This window comes from Streptomyces sp. NPDC048644 (assembly GCF_043199105.1).
Lineage (GTDB): Bacteria > Actinomycetota > Actinomycetes > Streptomycetales > Streptomycetaceae > Streptomyces.
On record NZ_JBICVO010000015.1, the window covers coordinates 30850 to 47233 of the forward strand.

The window sequence follows — 16384 nt, forward strand, 5'->3', positions numbered from 1 at the left end:
AAGGCCAGAAATGAGCACAAGTTATCTTCCAGTGACATTGAATGGCGAGGCCATTGGATGCCTGTCGCTGACACAAGGGGACAGTGAAGCCTATTTCCTGCGACGCATGGCGTCCGATCAGGACACTCTGCTGGCAGCGGCGCGTTGGGCCATGAGGATGGAACGAGCCCGAGTCGAGGGGAAAACGCCGATCCAGGCGATGAGGCAGTGGATCGGCTCTCCAGAAGACCCCGAGGCTGGAGGGATTCCGGAAGGCTCCGACCTGCTTTCGGTGGATAGCGAAGACGCTCTACAGGAGATCGTGAATCCCGATTACATCAAGCCTGCTTCCGACGCCAAGCGACCGGAAAACGAAAGGGACCAGGAAACGCTTTCTCCGCTCACTCTGGAGAATACCGGATACTCATTCCTCACGGAATCGACGGTTCGGTATCTCCCGGTAACTCTGGACGGAGTGATTCTGGGGTACCTCTGGGCATCCGAAGCAGATGATGCTGCGGACTACGAGCCATGTGCCGCAGCCGCACCCGCCGGACTCGACGCAGGGCTCGTGTGGGGGCCACGCCTCATGCAGGCATGGCAGGAAGGGCTGACCCCGTTGCAGGCGCTCCGCCGCTGGAAGGGCGAAGCGGAACACCCGGAAGCCGGCGGCATCACAGCCGATGCGGAAGAGCGTGTGGCGCCCACTGCCGAAGCCCTGGAAGAACTCGCCCGCCAGCCGAATGAGGAGTCGCAGAACGCGGCTCACCCGACTGAGCACCCGAAGTAACACGTCATCCTGCCCGAACGGAAAAAGGGGCGGCTCGTGACATCAGCGGCATCGAATTGAGGGAGTGAGAAATGACCACCTACGCCGACATCCCCAAACCCATCCGCTCCGGCATAGTCATCGTCGACCCCGAGCGCGGCACCCCCCAGCGCATCATCGTGTTGCAGTTCAACCCCGACACCCTGGAGCGGTCGATAGCGCCGCAGTCGGCCGGGGGTGAAGGGGACGGCGGCGGAGGGGGAAGTGGAGGTGGGGACCGGAACGAGGCGCTGAGGCTTAAAGGGCCTGCGGAGGAGAGTTGGAAGTTCACTGCGGAGATTGATTCGACCGATCAACTTGACGTGGCCGCGCCCGATGGGATTCATCCGCAGCTCGCCACCCTGGAAATGCTGGTGCAGCCGACCGTCGCGCAGCTGCGGGCCGCCTCGCATCTCAGTAAGAAGGGGGCCATCGAGATCAGTCCGATCGAGATGCCGTTGACGTTGTTCACGTGGGGTAGTAAGCGGGTCATGCCCGTGCGGCTGACCGAGCTTTCCGTCAATGAGTCGGCGTTTGACGTGAATCTGAATCCTATGCGGGCTTCGCTCAGTATCGGGATGAAGGTGTTGACCGTGAGCGATCTGCCGGCCGGGCACAAGGGTGCCGAGTTGTATCTCGCGCATCTGGCGCAGAAGGAGCGGCTTGCAGGGATGGCGCGGGGCGGGAGTCTGGGGCAGTTGGGGTTGCGCGGGAGTGATATCGGGATGGGGAGTGTGTAGCCGGTATGGGTGGGATAGAGCCGTATGAGAGTGCGTTGGATGCCATTCCGGGGGCGCATCCGTATCCGCGGAGCAGTCGGTATCACGATGCGGAGGTCGGGGTGTATCGGGGGGATGACGGTGTTGAAGTGCGTTATGTGAAGCGGCGGTTGCTGCCGGCGTTGCCTCGGGAGGACGGGGGGCAGGGCGAGGGGGATGTCGCGCCGCATGTGGTGCGTAGTGGTGAGCGGGCCGATCAGCTCGGGCAGCGGTATTTCGGGGATCCGGGGCAGTGGTGGCGGATCGCCGACGCCAATCCGGTGATGGATCCGCGGGAGTTGACGGAGGAGCCGGGGCGGGAGATCGGGATTCCGTTGCCGGGTGGTGGGTTCGGGCATGGCTGATGAGGCGGTGGGGCGGGGGCCGATTCATCTCACGCTGTACATGGGGCCGAAGCTGGCCAGGCCGGTGCCTGCGGGGGTGACCGAGGCGCTGTTGTCGGCGCAGATTACGAGTACGGCGGGTGAACGGAGCGGGTTTCAGATCGCGTTCGATCTGACGAAGCGGGGTGTGATCACGGAGCGGCTGCTGCCCGAGGGGTTCTTCGATCCGAAGACCAGGGTGGTGGTGACGGCCAGTGTGAAGGGCACGCCGATCGTGCTGCTGGACGGGCTGATCGTGCGGCAGGAGGTGGGTGCCAGTAATCAGCCGGGGCAGACGACGTTGACGTTGACGGGGGAGGATCTGTCGTTGTTGATGGATTTGGAGGAGCGGACCGACAGATATCCGAACCTTGCGCCTTCGCAGCGGGTGGAGCGGATTCTCGGGAAGTACGCGGATTACGGGATCGACACCAGGATCATCCGGGAGCAGATTCATCAGCCGCCGCGCGAGCAGTGGCGGGTGGATTACCAGACGGGGACGGATCTGCAGTATCTGAACGAGCTTGCGGCGGCGAATGGTTACACGTTCTATCTGGATCCGGGGCCCGTTCCTGGGCGGTCGACCGCGTTCTGGGGGCCTGAGCAGCGGCTGGGGCAGCGGCAGCATGCGCTGAATGTGAATATGGACGTCAACTCGACGGTGGACCAGTTGACTTTCGCGTACGACGGTACGGCGCGCGAGGAGCCGCAGGCGCGGGTGCAGGATCCGCGGACGCGTGACGCGCGGTTGCTCTCGCAGCCCGATATCAGCCCGCTGCGACCGCCGTTGGGCCGCCGCGCCTCGCCCGCGCTGAAGCGTAAGACGTTGTCGGGCACGGCGAAGAAGGATCTCGGGCAGGCCGAGGCGGAGGCGCTGGGGCGGGCGGCGACGTCCGCCGATGCGATTTCCGGGTCCGGGCAGCTGGATGTGAACCGGCACGGATATCTGCTGCGGCCACGGGAGTTGGTGGGGGTGCGGGGTGCAGGGGTGACATATGACGGTGACTATTACGTGAAGAGCGTGACGCACAACCTCAGGCCGGGCTCGTATCAGCAGAACTTCACGCTGTCGAGGGAGGGGCTGGTGGCGCGGAGCGGCACCGTGCGCCCGTAGCAGACCGGAAGCCCGAACCGATCCACCGAAAAGCCCCAACTGCCGTACGACCAGGAGCGTTTCGCATGGCCGCAGCATCGAACAACCGCTTCCTCGGCAAGTTCCGGGGCCGCGTGACGGCGAACGACGATCCGATGGGGATCGGCCGTCTGATGGTCCAGGTCCCGGATGTGCTGGGTGATACGCCCTCGACCTGGGCCATGCCCTGCTTTCCTTTCACCGGGGAGCAGCAGTTTCCCGCCGGGCAGTATGTCGTGCCGTCGGTGGGTGCGGGTGTCTGGGTGGAGTTCGAGCAGGGGGATCCCAGTTTCCCTGTCTGGACGGGGTGTTGGTACGGCTCGCGGGCCGAGCTGCCGGAGGACGCGCGGACCGATCCGGCGACCTCACACCCGGTGGTGATCCAGACGCCGAAGAAACACAAAATCGTGATGAGCGACGTGCCGGCGAACGGCATTCTGCTGGAGGCGCCCGGCGGGGCGTACGTGAAGATCGATGCGACGGGTGTGCACATCAACAACGGGCACGGTGCCTCGATTTCGCTGGTCGGCGATCAAGTCGACATCAATGAGGGCCGGTTGACCATTCCGAAGAAGCGCTGAGGGCTCCGGTGCAGCCGGTGTTCGCGAGAGAAGCGGAGTACGACGTGTTGTCCATGTCCGGGGGCCTCGTGCACACAGGCGCCGTGATCAGTTGTCCGCACGGTGGCGTGGCCGCCGCCCTGTCGGGTTCCGCAGGCCACGCCGTCCTGATGGGCGGGCTGCCGGTACGGACGGCGGGTGAGGTGCTCACGGTCGTCGGCTGCCGGCACACCGTCGACGGCGTACCGGCGCCCTGCGCCTCGGTGCGCTGGACGGCGGACGGCGACAGCGTGCTGATCAACGGGGTGCCGGTGGTGACGGACAGCACGGCCGGGATGTGCTTCACGGCCGGTCTTGTGCCGCAGGGGCCGCCGGTCGTGGCGGTCGTGCGAGGGGGAGTGATGTGCGGATGAAGGCCAGGGCCGTACGGGCCGATATCGCGTTTCCGTACCGGACGGACCGCCGTGGGCGGACCGGGCACGCCGGGTACGACGCGCATGTGCGGGATCTGATCGAGCAGTTGCTGTTCACCAGTCCCGGTGAGCGGGTGATGCGTCCCGACTTCGGCTGCGGGCTGCTGGACCTGGTGTTCACGCCGAACAGCCCGGAGCTGGCCGCCGCACTCGAACTGTCCGTGCAGGCGTCGCTCCAGCGCTGGCTGGGCGAGCTGATCGAGGTGGAGTCGCTGGACGTGGTGAGCGAGGAGAACGTCGTGCGGGTGTATCTCCGGTACGTGGTGCGCTCCACCGCGAGCCGGCGCGATGAGGTCTTCGAGGGCCGGGGGGCCGAGGCATGAGCGGGGCGGACAGCGGGACGGGCGGAGCGGGGGCCGCGCTGTCCTGCCGGACGGACGGCAGGCGCGGGCGGATCCGGGATGCCGGGCGCAACGGCGTGGACGCGGTCGAGGTGAGCGACGACGGGCGGACGCTGACGGTCACCTTCCTCGGCAAGGCGCCGCACGGGCTGTGCCCGGAGAACATCCGGATCGACGGCGGGCGGCGGATCACGGGCCTTGCGGCGGAGGAGATAGCCGTCGAGCGGGAGGACGACCCCGAGCTGGACGACCGGCTGTTCGTGACGCTGGACCGGGCGGGCGACGGCTCCGCGTACCGCCTTTCGGTGGTCGAGACCGACCCGTACGGGCGGCCCGGCACCGAGCCATTCCCCGGTTTCGACCAGCGGTACTTCTCGGCCGGTTTCTCGTTCCTGCCGAACTGTCCCGCGCCCTTCGACTGCGCGGACGATCCGGCGGACCGCCCTGACACCTTCCGTCCCGCGCCGGTCATCGACTACACGGCGCGCGACTACGACACGCTGCGCCAAGTCGTCCTGGACCGGCTGCGGTTGACGACGCCGGAGTGGGTGGAGCGCAACGCCGCGGACCTCGGCTCGACCCTCGTCGATCTGCTGGCGTACACGGCCGACCAGATCAGCTACCAGCAGGACGCGGTGGCGACCGAGGCGTATCTGGACACCGCGCGGCGCCGGGTCTCGGTGCGGCGGCACGTCCGGCTGATCGACTACTTGATGCACGACGGCTGCAACGCGCGGGCGTTCGTCGCCGTGGAGACGGTAAGGACGCTGACCCTGCTGCCCGGCACCTTCCGCTTCGCCTCCGTCGACTTCCGTACGTTCGGGCCGCGCGACCGGCCGGAGATCGGGTCGGTGATCGACGACCGGGATCTGGCGGTGCTCGGCGAGCGCGGCTCGCTCGAAGTGTTCGAGCCGGTCGCCGACGGGCCGCTGGCGCTGCACCCCGCGCACAACACGATCCGGCTGTGGACCTGGGGCGACGAGGTCTGCGCGCTGCCGAAGGGCGCGACGGCGGCGACGCTGCGCGACGGGTGGGCCGACGAGGCGTGCCAGGAACGGGAGTTGCTACTCGGCCCCGGAGATCTGCTGCTGTTCGAGGAGGTCCGCGGGGCCAGGACCGGCACGCCTGGTGACGCCGATCCGGCGCACCGGCAGGCGGTGCGGCTGACGTCGGTGACCCCGTCCGTCGATCAACTCGCCGGTCAGCCGGTGCTTGAGGTCACCTGGGCGGCCGAGGACGCGCTGGCCTTCCCGCTGTGCCTGTCCACCCTCGGCGGGCGGGACTGCGCGCCGGTCGGCGACGTCAGCGTGGCGCGCGGCAATGTCGTCCTGGTGGATCACGGCAGGTCGCTGACGTACGGGGCGGACGGTGAGGGGGACGCGGGCGACGGGCTGCCGGAGATCTACACCGTGCCGCCGGTGCCTGCCGTGCTCGGCTCCTGTGACCCGCCGGCATTCGGCTGCGGGGACCGCGACGCGGCCGACAACGCGGTGGCCGCGCTCATCAACGCCCTGGTGGAGCAGGCCGAATGCGGCAGACCGCTGCGGGCGGACGACGTCAGGCAGCTGTTCAGCGTCGTCGGCGAGCCGCAGACGGTGCGGGCCGGGATCGGTCTGGAGTCGGCCGGGCTGCGTGCCGAGAAGGTGGTGCCCGGCACGGCGTACGCGCAGGCCGAGGCGTTGCGGACGCTGCTCGCGCAGTCCGTGTACCCGGGCATCGCGCCGCGTCTGCGGCCGGTGCTGCACCGCTCCCCCGTGGTGCAGGCGGTGCCGTTCCCGCGCCCGCTGCAGGTGGCGGCGGGGCAGGCCGAGCGGCTCGCGGAGATTCCGGAGCGGGTGCGCGGGCGGCTGGTGGAGCTGTGGCGCAGCGCCCGTGATCACGACGGTCTCGGGGATGCGGAGGTCGCCGAGCTGGCCGTGCTGTTCGGGCTGCGGCTGCTGGAGGCGCTGGAGCTGCGGCGTCATCCGGTGCGGGCGCTGCGGGAGTTGCTGCACCGCAGTCCGCGACTGCTGGCGGCGAAGCGGCGGCGCCTGGAGGTGCTGGGGGCACGCGCGCGGGCCGGGACGGTGCTGGACGGGCGTACGGCGTGGGAGATCGCGCACACCTGGGGTCCGGCGTACGCGGCGGGGCTGCACCCGGACGAGCCGGTGCTGCACGGCCCGGCAGCCGCTCTCCTCCAGGACCCGCGCGAGGCGCTGCCCGCGCTGCGCCTGACCGACGCGGACCGGCCGGATCAGGAGCCGTGGACACCTCGCCGGGATCTGCTGGCCAGTACGCATCGTGACCGGCACGTGGTCGGGGAGCTGGACGACGACGGGCGGCTGGCGCTGCGCTTCGGAGACGGCAGGTACGGCGCCCGCCCGGAGCCCGGCAGCCGGCTGCGGCTGCACTACCGTCTTGGCGGCGGCACGGCGGGCAACGTCGGCGCCGAGGCCATCGGCCATCTGGTGCTGCGGCGCGACCCGGAGGATTCGGATGCGGCCGAACCACTGCCCGTCGCCGGGGTGCGCAATCCGCTGCCCGCGGTCGGCGGGACGGAACCCGAACCGGTCGAGCAGGTGCGGCAGTTGGCGCCGCTGGATCTGCGGCGTACCCGGTTGCGGGCCGTGACGGCCGACGACTACGCGGCGCTGGCGTCCGGGCTTCCGGGGGTGCAGCGGGCGGCGGCGGAGATCCGGTGGACGGGCAGCGTGCAGGAGGCGCATGTCGCCGTGGACGCACTCGGGTACGAGGAACCGCCCGCCGCGCTGCTCGATTCGGTGGCCTGCGCGTTGGAGAGCTACCGCAGGATCGGGCACGACCTGGTCGTCGGTCCTGCGCGGACGGTGCCGCTGGACGTCGTCCTGTCGGTGTGCGCGGCGCCCGGCCATCAGCACGGGCAGATCCTCGCCGAGCTGTACCGCGTGCTGGGCCGCCGCCCGCTGCCCGGTGGCCGGCGGGGCTTCTTCCATCCGGACGCGCTGACGTTCGGCGAGCCGGTGCGGCTGAGCCGTCTGGTGGCGGTGGCGGCCGGGGTGCCCGGTGTGGTGAGCGTGCGGGTGACCAGGCTGCGGCGGCTGTTCCACACGGACGACGGAGAACTGGAGGCGGGTGTGCTGCGGCTCGGACCGCTGGAGGTCGCACGCTGCGACAACGACCCGGACCGGCCCGAGAACGGGCAGCTGGTCATCGAGCTGGAGGGCGGGCGATGAACGGGATTCCGGCAGGAAGCGCCGACGACTGCGGCTGCGGTTGCCAAGGCGGCGGGCACGACGAACGGCGGGCGCCGGACGCGCTGTACAACCCGCCGGGCCGGGCCGCCCTGGACTACCGGGTCGGCACCTACGGTTCGTTCCTCGACGCGATGCTGGACCGGCTCGCCTCGCCCGCGTATCCGGCGCTGCGCGGGCTGACCGTGCGCACCCCCGACGACCCGTCCATCGGGCTGCTCGACTCCTGGGCCGTCCTGGGTGATCTGCTGACCTTCCACTCCGAGCGGATCGCGGACGAGGGCTATCTGCGGACCGCGAACGAGCACCGTTCGCTGGCGCTGCTCGGCCGCTTGGTGGGGCACAGGCCGCGGCCCGGTGTCGCCGCCGACACGCATCTCGCGTACACGCTCGACCGTGATCCGCGCGCCGGTGACCTGCCGGTGGTGATCCCGCGCGGGGCGCGCAGTCACAGCGTGCCTGCCGGTTCGGACGAGGGGTCGCAGACCTTCGAGACCGAGGAGGAGCTGACCGCGCGCGCGGTGTGGAACGAGCTGCCGGTGCGGCGCCGCCGCCCTGCGCTGCTGACCGCCGACGATCTGCGGACCAGGCCGGAGCTGCTGATCGCGGGCACCCACACGGCGCTGGCCGTCGGCGACCGGCTGCTGTGCGACTTCGGTTCCGAGCGCACGCTGCTGTCCGTCGCCTCGGTGCGGCGGGACCGCGAGGAGGACGTGACGGGCATCGGTCTCCCGCAGTCCGCGCCGCGGTCGCTGAAGGAGCTGGTGGCCGAGGCACGGGAGTGGATCACCGAGCCGCCGGACGCGGGCGATCCGGATGATCCGGACGAGCCGGGTCCGCCCACTCCCGAGACGCCCAATCCGCGCCCGGTCAGCCGGTTCATCGCGGATTTCGACGCGCAGGTGCTGGCACCGCTGCGCAAGGACCTGGACGGCATCGCCACCCCGGCGCAGTTCATCGCGCGGCTGGCCGGGCCGCACGCCAGGCTGGCGGAGGCGCAGGCGCTGTCCGCCGCGTACGAGGACGTGGCCGCGTGGTTCGAGGAACTGGAGGCGGTGCTCGGCGAACTGGCGGAGCGGGCAGCCGAGTTGTCCGGCGAGCCGGCCGATGCCGGGGGCGGCAGCGGTGACGGCGGGGAGGTTCCTCAAATCCCCGCCGCTGCCCGCCTGTTGGGTGACCTGCTGCCCGCCCTGCGCACGCAGGTCGTCCGCCCGCCATCCGGCGCCCGTGCGCTCGCCCGCGATCCCGGCAGGCTGTTCGCGGCCGGTTCCGACCTGGGTGCGCAGTTGCTGGCGGCGCTGGATCCGCGGGTGTCCGACGGGCTGTACCCGGCGTGGCGCCTGGCCTCGGCCCGCGCGTCGGGCGGGAAGGCGGCGCCGGAACTTCCGGTTCTCCGGGCCCTGTTGGCGATGCGGGTGACGGCGGCGCCGTTCGGTGCGACGGCCCCGCTCAAGCCCGTGCAGGACGATCGCGGCCGGGTCATCAGGACCGCGGACTGGCCGCTGACGGGTGCCGCGCTGACCAGCATGCGGGTGGTGTTCGACACGGCGGGCAAGGTGCCGGTGCGCGCGGAGTTCCAGCACATCGAGACCGGCAGCTCGCAGCAGGTCAGCGAGAACCTTCCGGCCGACACGACGCTGGCACTCGGCCCCGGCAGGATCGAGCTGTCCACCCGCAGTGGCCAGGACCACGACCTGAGCTGGCTGGGGCGCCGCCCGGTGGACTCGCAGACCCCGGGGGTCACCGCGCGGCTGCTGCCGGGGCTGCCGGAGCGCACCCTGTTCGTGTCCAGGCCGGGCGAGAACGGCAAGTTCCACGTGTCGGTGGACAACGGCACGCCGCAGAGCTGGGAGTTGGGGCCAGGCGAGCACCGGCAGATCACCCACGGCGAGTACGAGATCTCGGTGCGGGTGGCGTCCGGCGGCGAGCCGCCCGCCGTGGAGATCGGCATCGCGACGGTCCCGGAGCCCGCCGACCGCCACGAGCTGGCCCTGGACGCGGTGCACGACGCGGTCACCGTCGGCAGCTGGGTGGCGATCGAGCGCCCGCGCAAGGGCAAGGAGGGGCCCGACGGCATCCCGGGTGACAAGAAGCTCGCGTTCGTCACCACCAAGGTCACCGCCGTAAGGACCGTCGTGCACACCCAGTACGGCATCACCGGGCGCGGCACCCTGCTGACCCTCGCCGACCCGTGGCTGGACGAGCACGACGTGGTGCTGTCCGCGATCCGGGACACGACGGTGCACGCGGCGGGCGAGGCGCTGCGGCAGGCGGACGAGCCGCTGGGCGAGGACGTGCACGGCGACCGGATCGAACTCGGAGGGCTGTACGACGGGTTGACGCCGGGGCGGCAGCTGATCGTCTCGGGCGAGCGGACCGACATTCCCGGTGCGTCCGGAGTCGGCGGCACCGAACTGGCGGTGATCGCGGGGGTCGCGCAGACCCTCGATCCCGAGCTGCCGGGCGACCGGGTGCACACCACGCTCACCCTCACTTCCGGTCTGACCCATCGCTATCTGCGCGACACGGTCCGCATCCAGGGCAACGTGGTGGCCGCCACCCACGGCGAGAGCCGGGACGAGCCGATCGGCAGCGGCGACGCGGCGCGCGCGAACCAGACGTTCGCGCTGTGGCAGTCGCCGCTGACCTGGCTGCCCGACGACAATCCCCTCGGCGCCACCCCGCAGTTGGATGTGCGGGTCGACGGGCTGCTGTGGCACCCGGTGGACAGCCTGGCAGGGCGCGGTCCGCACGAGCGGGTGTATGTGACGGGCACGGCGGACGGGGGCGCGTCCCCCGCGTCCGGGGGTGCGGGCGGGCGGACGACGGTGACGTTCGGCGACGGGGTACACGGCGCCCGCCTGCCGTCCGGGCACGACAACGTACGGGCCCGCTACCGCTTCGGCACCGGCCGCGCGGCGAACGTCGCGGCGCACCGCATCACCCAGGCGGTCACCCGCCCCTTGGGGGTCACCGCGGTCACCAACCCGCAGCCGGCGACCGGCGGCGCCGACGCCGACGGACCCGGCCTCACCCGGCGGACCGTGCCGCTGTCCGTTTCCGCCCTGGACCGGCTGGTCTCGGTCGCCGACTACGAGGACTTCGCCCGCTCGCGCGCCGGTATCGGCCGGGCGTCGGCGCGGGAGCTGTTCGACGGGCGGCGGCGGGTCCTGCACGTCACCGTCGCCGGGGTGGACGACATCCCGATCGCGCCGGACGCCGAGGTGCTGCGGTCGCTGCGGGCCGCGCTCGCCGAGTACGGCGATGCCAGGCTGCCGGTGCGGGTGGCCGTGCGCGAGACGGTCCTGCTGGTGGCGGCGGCGAAGGTGAAGGTGGCGCCGGACTTCTCCTGGCAGCTGGTCGAGCCGCGCATCCGGCAGGCGCTGCTGGCCGGGCTCGGCTACGAGGGGCGGAAGTTGGGGCAGCCCGCGTACCTCTCGGAGCTGCTGGCCGCGGCGCAGGCGGTGCCGGGGGTCGACTACGTGGACGCGGACGTCTTCACCGGCGTCCCCGCGTCCGTCACCCCGGCCGGGCTCGCGGGCCTCGCCGGCCGGTTCGCCGAGCCGCCCGCGGCCTCGGTGCCGTCCCGTACGGCGGTGTACGACGAGCAGATCCACGAGGTCACCGACGAGGGCGGCGAGACGCTGTCGTCGGTGGCCGCGCGGTACGGCATCCCGCTGGCCGAGCTGCTGCGCCTGAACCCCGACATCACCGACACCCGGCCGCTGGAGCGGGGACGTGCCGTCTTCGTCTTCCGCGGCATCAGGCCCGCCCAACTGGCGCTGTTCTCACCGCAGGTCGCGGACACGCTGATCCTCACGGAGGTTGCCCGATGAGTTCGACGAGGGAGCCGGACGGGCTCGCCGAACTGCTGCCGCAGTGGCACCGGCTGCGGGACGCGGAGGGCGGCGAGCCGCTGCGGGCGCTGCTCGCGGTGATCGCGGAACAGGCCGACCGGGTGCGGGACGGTGTCGCCCAGCAGTACGACGACTGGTTCGTGGAGAGCGCAGCCGAGTGGGTGCTGCCCTACATCGGCGATCTGGTGGGCTACCGCCCGCTGCCCGGCTACGAACGGGTCCTGGCGACGGGGCTGCGGGACGGCGGACTGCCGGACGCCTCACGGCGGCGGCTCGCCGAGGCGCTGGCGCCGCGCCGCGATGTGGCGGCGACCGTCGGCAACCGGCGGCGCAAGGGCACCCTCGCCCTGCTGGAGGAGCTGTCCGACGGGGTGGCCGGCTGGCCCGCGCGGGCCGTGGAGTTCTCCCGGCTGGTGGCGCACCAGCAGCCGGTGAAGCTGTACGGGTCGGGCACCGCCGTCGCCGACGAGCGGCGGCGCGGCCGTGGTCGCCTGGTGGACGTGCGGGACGGCGCGGCCCTCGACCTGGCGGGCGGCCCGTTCGGCGCGGTCGCCAGGTCGGTGGACGTCCGCCGGGCCGACTCCCGGTACCGGCAAGGGGGTTACACCCCGGCCGGTGTGGGCCTGTTCGTGTGGCGGCTGCGGCCGTATGCGGTGACGCACGCCCCCGCGTACTGCATCGACCGCGCCCGCAGCCTCTACACCTTCTCGATCCTGGGCAACGACACCCCGCTGGTGACCCGCCCGGAGCCGGAGCCTTCGGCGACGCACCTCGCGACGGTCGACAACGTACCGGCCGCGATCCGCCGCAGGCAGCTGCACGACCGGCTCGCCGACTACTACGGGCCCGGCAAGAGCTTCACCATCCGCCGGGACGGCCACGACACCCCGGTGCCGCTCGCCGACCTCGTCGTCGCGGACCTCTCCGAGTGGCGCTACCGCCCCAAGCGCGGCCAGATCGCGGTCGACCCGGAGCTGGGCCGCATCGCGTTCGGCTCCCGTTCGGCGCCCCGGCAGGGCGTCTGGGTGGACTACCACTACGGGTTCGGGGACGACCTGGGCGGCGGCGAGTACCCGCGCGACGACCGGGCGGACGCGGGGCGCGCGCTGCCGCCCGACGTCGCGGTCTACCGGGTCGGGCCAGGCCAGGACTTCCGGCGGATCATGGACGCGTACGGCGCCTGGCAGCACGACCGCAGGGCCGGGCGCTGCGGGCCCGACGGCGTCATCGAGATCACGCACAGCGGCGCCTACCAGGAACAGCTGGACTTCGACCTGGATCCGGGCGACCGGCTCGAACTGCGCGCCGCCGATGGCACCCGCCCGGTGATCCGGCTGCTCGACTGGTACAGCAACCGGCCCGACGCCCTCAACATCCGCGCCCGGGACGAGGACTGCGCGCCGGGCGAGCGGCCCCGGATGGTCCTGGACGGGCTGCTGGTCACCGGCCGCGGGCTGAACGTCAGCGGGCCGATGGGCCAACTGGCACTGCGGCACTGCACGTTGGTGCCCGGCTGGTCCCTGGAGCCGGAGTGCGACCCGCACTCGCCTGACGAGCCGAGCCTGGTCCTGGACCGGACCACCGCCTGCGTGGAGATCGACCGCTGCATCCTCGGCACGATCGAGGTGATCGGCGACGAGGTCTCCACCGACCCGCTCCCCGTCCACCTGCGCGACAGCATCCTGGACGCCACAGGACACGACCGCGAGGCACTGTCGGCGCCGGACTGCCGCCACGCGCACGCGGTCCTGTACGCGCACCGCAGCACGGTCATCGGCGGGGTGCACACGCACGCCGTGCAGCTCGCCGAGAACAGCATCTTCACCGGCCGTCTGCACGTCGCCCGGCGCGGCACCGGCTGCCTGCGGTTCTGCTACGTGCCGCCCGGCTCCCGCACCCCGCGCCGCTACCGCTGCCAACCCGACCTGGCGGGTCCTGGTGATGCCACGCGGGTGCGTCCGGTGCTGCGCGACGAGCGGTACGGGACACCGCACTACGCGCAGCTGTCCGCCGTCTGCGCCGACGAGATCAGGCGCGGCGCTGAGGACGGCGCGGAGCTGGGCGCGTACCACGATCTGTACCAGCCGCAGCGGGAGGACAGCCTGCGGGCCAGGCTCGCCGATTACACCCCGGCGGGCACCGACTCCGGCCTGTTCTTCGTGACGTGAGCGCGCCGCGCCCGCCCGACCGGGGGCCGGACACCGGCTCTCACCCCGACCTTCCGAGCACCATCCCGTCCGAGGGGGACCTTCTTCCATGCACGCAGACCTCTCCCGCATCACCCACCGGCCGGAGCGTCACTACTCTGCGGTGGTCGCCCAGCAGGGCCGCGTCCAGCTGGACGCCGACGCCAACGAGCAGACCGCGATCCAGCTGTTCCAGGCGCGCACCCTCGCGGCCGACCTGATCGGGCAGCACGGCGGCCCGCGCGGCGCCACCGGCTTCCACATCGAACTGCGGGGCGGCGCCCGCGAGCTGGACGACCTGATCATCAGCGGCGGCCGGTACTACGTCGACGGGATCCTGTGCGACGCGACCCGTCCCGCGCCCGGTGTCCCGGTACCCGCCGACGGCGGCGACGGCGACCGGGGCGGCAAGGACGGCGAGGGCGAGCCGGCCGCGCCGCCCGCCACCTGGACGTACTGGGACCAGCCCGACGGCTTCCGCGACCCGGAGCGCCCCGGCGACCGGCTGCCGACGCGGTTCCCCTACCTGGCCTATCTGAAGGTGTGGGAGCGGACCGTCACGGCGGCCGAGGACCCGGCGCTGCGCGAGGTGGCGCTGGGCTCGGCGATGCCGGACACCGCGGCCCGCGCCAAGGTCGTCTGGCAGGTGCTGCCGCTGCCCGGCTCGGAGCTGGGCCTGGAGTCCGACAACCCGCCGATCGACGACATCCGCGCGGCGTTCACCCGCTGGGCCCAGAAGGCCGCGGCCCCGTCCTCCCGGCTCGCGGCGCGCAGCGAACGCCCGGCGCACGGGGACGACGACCCGTGCCTGGTCGCGCCGGACGCCCGCTACCGGGGGCCGGAGAACCAGCTCTACCGGGTGGAGGTGCACGACGGCGGCGGCGCGCAGGACGCCACCTTCAAATGGTCGAGGGAGAACGGATCCGTCACCTTCCCTGTCGACGAACTCGACGGCACCTGGGTGGAGTTGGCGACCCTCGGCAGCGACGACAAGCTGGACCTCAACGTCGGCGACCTCGTCGAGTTCGTCGACACCGCCTACACCAGCAGGGGCGAGGCCGAGCCGCTGCTGCGGGTGGAGGAACTCGACCTGCCGGGACGCCGGGTACGGCTCTCGGACGAACCGGCACCCGGCGTCGGCAGGCGGCCCGAACTCCACCCGTTCCTGCGCCGCTGGGACCACCGCGAGAGCGGCAGGCAGGCCCGGCGCGGCGCGAAGTCCGGCGGGCTTCGGCACGGCGCGCTGCGGGTGGATGAGGGCGGCTGGCTGCCGCTTGAGGACGGCGTCGAGGTGTACTTCGCGGCCGGCGGCAGCTACCGCACCGGCGACTTCTGGCTGATCCCGGCCCGTACCGCCACCGGCGGCGTCGAATGGCCGGCCGACGCGGCGCGCCGCCCGCTCCTCCAGGAACCGGCCGGCATCGCGGTGCACTACGCGCCGCTGGCGTGGGTACAAGGCGAGGGCACCGCGCCGGACCTGCGGCTGGCCTTCCGGCCCCTGTCGGCGGGCATCCCGGCGGCCGACGAGGCGGCGCTGGACGCCGAGGCGAGGGCACGGGCCGAGGAGTCCGGCGGGGCGGAAACGGCGGGCGCAGGTCCCGTACCGAGCCGGTCACAGACAACCGCGGCTGCCGAAGCCGCCGTCGACGAGGGGAGTGACAGCTGATGGCGACGCCACTGACCGCGTCCAAGCTGCTGAAGGCGCTGCGCGACGAGGGCCTGGTGGTCCACGAGGTCCGCGAATGGCGCACCCACAACCGCAACGCGAAGGGCCCGTGGGGCCCGCTGAACGGCGTGCTGATCCACCACACCGCCACCGAGGGCACCGGCAGTTCCGTGGACCTCTGCTACGAGGGCCGGTCCGACCTGCCGGGCCCGCTCTGCCACGGCGTGATCGACAAGAGAGGCGAGATCCACCTCGTCGGCAACGGCCGCGCCAACCACGCGGGTCTCGGCGACGGCGACGTACTGCGCGCCGTGGTCAACGAGACGGACCTGCCGCCTGACAACGAGGCCGACACGGACGGCAACCGGCACTTCTACGGCTTCGAGTGCATCAACCTCGGCGACGGCCAGGACCCGTGGCCCGAGGAGCAGCAGACCGCCATCGAGAAGGTGTCGGCGGCCATCTGCCGCGCGCACGGCTGGAGCGAGAAGTCGGTGATCGGCCACAAGGAGTGGCAGCCCGGCAAGGTCGACCCGCGGGGCTTCACGATGGACGCGATGCGGACCCGGATAAAGAAGCGGCTGGCCGACCCCGCGGCGGGCCCCAAGGACTCCGGGGACGGCGGCGGCACCGAACGCCCGGTGCCGCCCAAGCCGCAGCACCCGCCGTACGAGCCGTTCCCCGGCCGGGACTTCTTCCGCGCCGACGCCTACAGCGCGGTGATCACGGCGATGGGCGAACGGCTGGTCGCCGAGGGCTGTGGCCGCTACCAGGAAGGACCCGGTCCGGCGTGGACCGACGCCGACCGCACGTCGTACGCGGCGTGGCAGCGCAAGCTGGGTTTCTCCGGCAAGGACGCGGACGGCATACCGGGGAAGGTGAGCTGGGAGCGGCTGCACGTGCCCAATGTGTAGCCGAAGCGGGTGAGTTGACGGCACGCACGGCGAGGGCCGGCGCCCGGTATCCATCGGACGCCGGCCCTCGCCGTGCGTGCGCGACCCCGAAAACACCAAGGCCGGGAGGCCCTCCCCC

At 71.9% G+C, this 16384-nt stretch carries 12 protein-coding genes; all 12 read left to right on the forward strand.

Going from position 1 to position 16384, the window contains the following annotated elements; genetic code table 11:
• Nucleotides 1-10: 10 nt before the first annotated feature.
• The 12 genes from ACGFNI_RS27840 to ACGFNI_RS27895 all read left to right on the forward strand — a co-directional run bounded on the left by ACGFNI_RS27840 (nucleotide 11) and on the right by ACGFNI_RS27895 (nucleotide 16266).
• The gene (locus ACGFNI_RS27840) at nucleotides 11-769 is read left to right on the forward strand and encodes a hypothetical protein (RefSeq protein ID WP_393687418.1); all 759 of its coding nucleotides are present in this window, start codon (nucleotides 11-13) and stop codon (nucleotides 767-769) included.
• Nucleotides 770-840: 71 nt separating this feature from the next.
• Nucleotides 841-1527, forward strand: a complete 687-nt coding sequence (locus ACGFNI_RS27845) for a hypothetical protein (protein WP_393687419.1) — start codon at nucleotides 841-843, stop codon at nucleotides 1525-1527.
• A gap of 5 nt (nucleotides 1528-1532) precedes the next feature.
• Entirely contained in the window at nucleotides 1533-1910 is a 378-nt protein-coding gene (locus tag ACGFNI_RS27850; RefSeq protein WP_393687420.1) for a hypothetical protein, read from the forward strand.
• On the forward strand, nucleotides 1903-3042 hold the full coding sequence (locus ACGFNI_RS27855; protein ID WP_393687421.1) for a hypothetical protein: 1140 nt from the start codon (nucleotides 1903-1905) through the stop codon (nucleotides 3040-3042). The genes ACGFNI_RS27850 and ACGFNI_RS27855 overlap by 8 nt, the downstream gene beginning before the upstream one ends.
• Before the next feature lie 65 nt (nucleotides 3043-3107).
• Nucleotides 3108-3641, forward strand: coding sequence for a phage baseplate assembly protein V (locus tag ACGFNI_RS27860; RefSeq protein WP_393687422.1), 534 nt, complete (start codon nucleotides 3108-3110; stop codon nucleotides 3639-3641).
• An 83-nt stretch (nucleotides 3642-3724) separates the two neighbouring features.
• On the forward strand, nucleotides 3725-4033 hold the full coding sequence (locus ACGFNI_RS27865; RefSeq protein ID WP_393687423.1) for a hypothetical protein: 309 nt from the start codon (nucleotides 3725-3727) through the stop codon (nucleotides 4031-4033).
• Entirely contained in the window at nucleotides 4030-4416 is a 387-nt protein-coding gene (locus tag ACGFNI_RS27870; protein ID WP_393687424.1) for a GPW/gp25 family protein, read from the forward strand. The genes ACGFNI_RS27865 and ACGFNI_RS27870 overlap by 4 nt, the downstream gene beginning before the upstream one ends.
• Nucleotides 4413-7625 carry a putative baseplate assembly protein gene (locus tag ACGFNI_RS27875; RefSeq protein WP_393687425.1) on the forward strand — a complete coding sequence of 1071 codons (3213 nt, stop codon included), beginning with the start codon at nucleotides 4413-4415 and terminating at the stop codon, nucleotides 7623-7625. Before ACGFNI_RS27870 ends, ACGFNI_RS27875 begins: the two co-directional genes overlap by 4 nt.
• Nucleotides 7622-11479 (forward strand): putative baseplate assembly protein, encoded by a 3858-nt coding sequence (locus ACGFNI_RS27880; protein ID WP_393687426.1) that lies wholly within the window; start codon nucleotides 7622-7624, stop codon nucleotides 11477-11479. The genes ACGFNI_RS27875 and ACGFNI_RS27880 overlap by 4 nt, the downstream gene beginning before the upstream one ends.
• Nucleotides 11476-13668 carry a hypothetical protein gene (locus ACGFNI_RS27885; protein WP_393687427.1) on the forward strand — a complete coding sequence of 731 codons (2193 nt, stop codon included), beginning with the start codon at nucleotides 11476-11478 and terminating at the stop codon, nucleotides 13666-13668. Before ACGFNI_RS27880 ends, ACGFNI_RS27885 begins: the two co-directional genes overlap by 4 nt.
• Nucleotides 13669-13756: 88 nt before the next feature.
• Nucleotides 13757-15352 carry a DUF6519 domain-containing protein gene (locus tag ACGFNI_RS27890; RefSeq protein WP_393687428.1) on the forward strand — a complete coding sequence of 532 codons (1596 nt, stop codon included), beginning with the start codon at nucleotides 13757-13759 and terminating at the stop codon, nucleotides 15350-15352.
• The gene (locus ACGFNI_RS27895; RefSeq protein WP_393687429.1) at nucleotides 15352-16266 is read left to right on the forward strand and encodes a peptidoglycan-binding protein; all 915 of its coding nucleotides are present in this window, start codon (nucleotides 15352-15354) and stop codon (nucleotides 16264-16266) included. The genes ACGFNI_RS27890 and ACGFNI_RS27895 overlap by 1 nt, the downstream gene beginning before the upstream one ends.
• The last annotated feature ends 118 nt before the right edge of the window (nucleotides 16267-16384 follow it).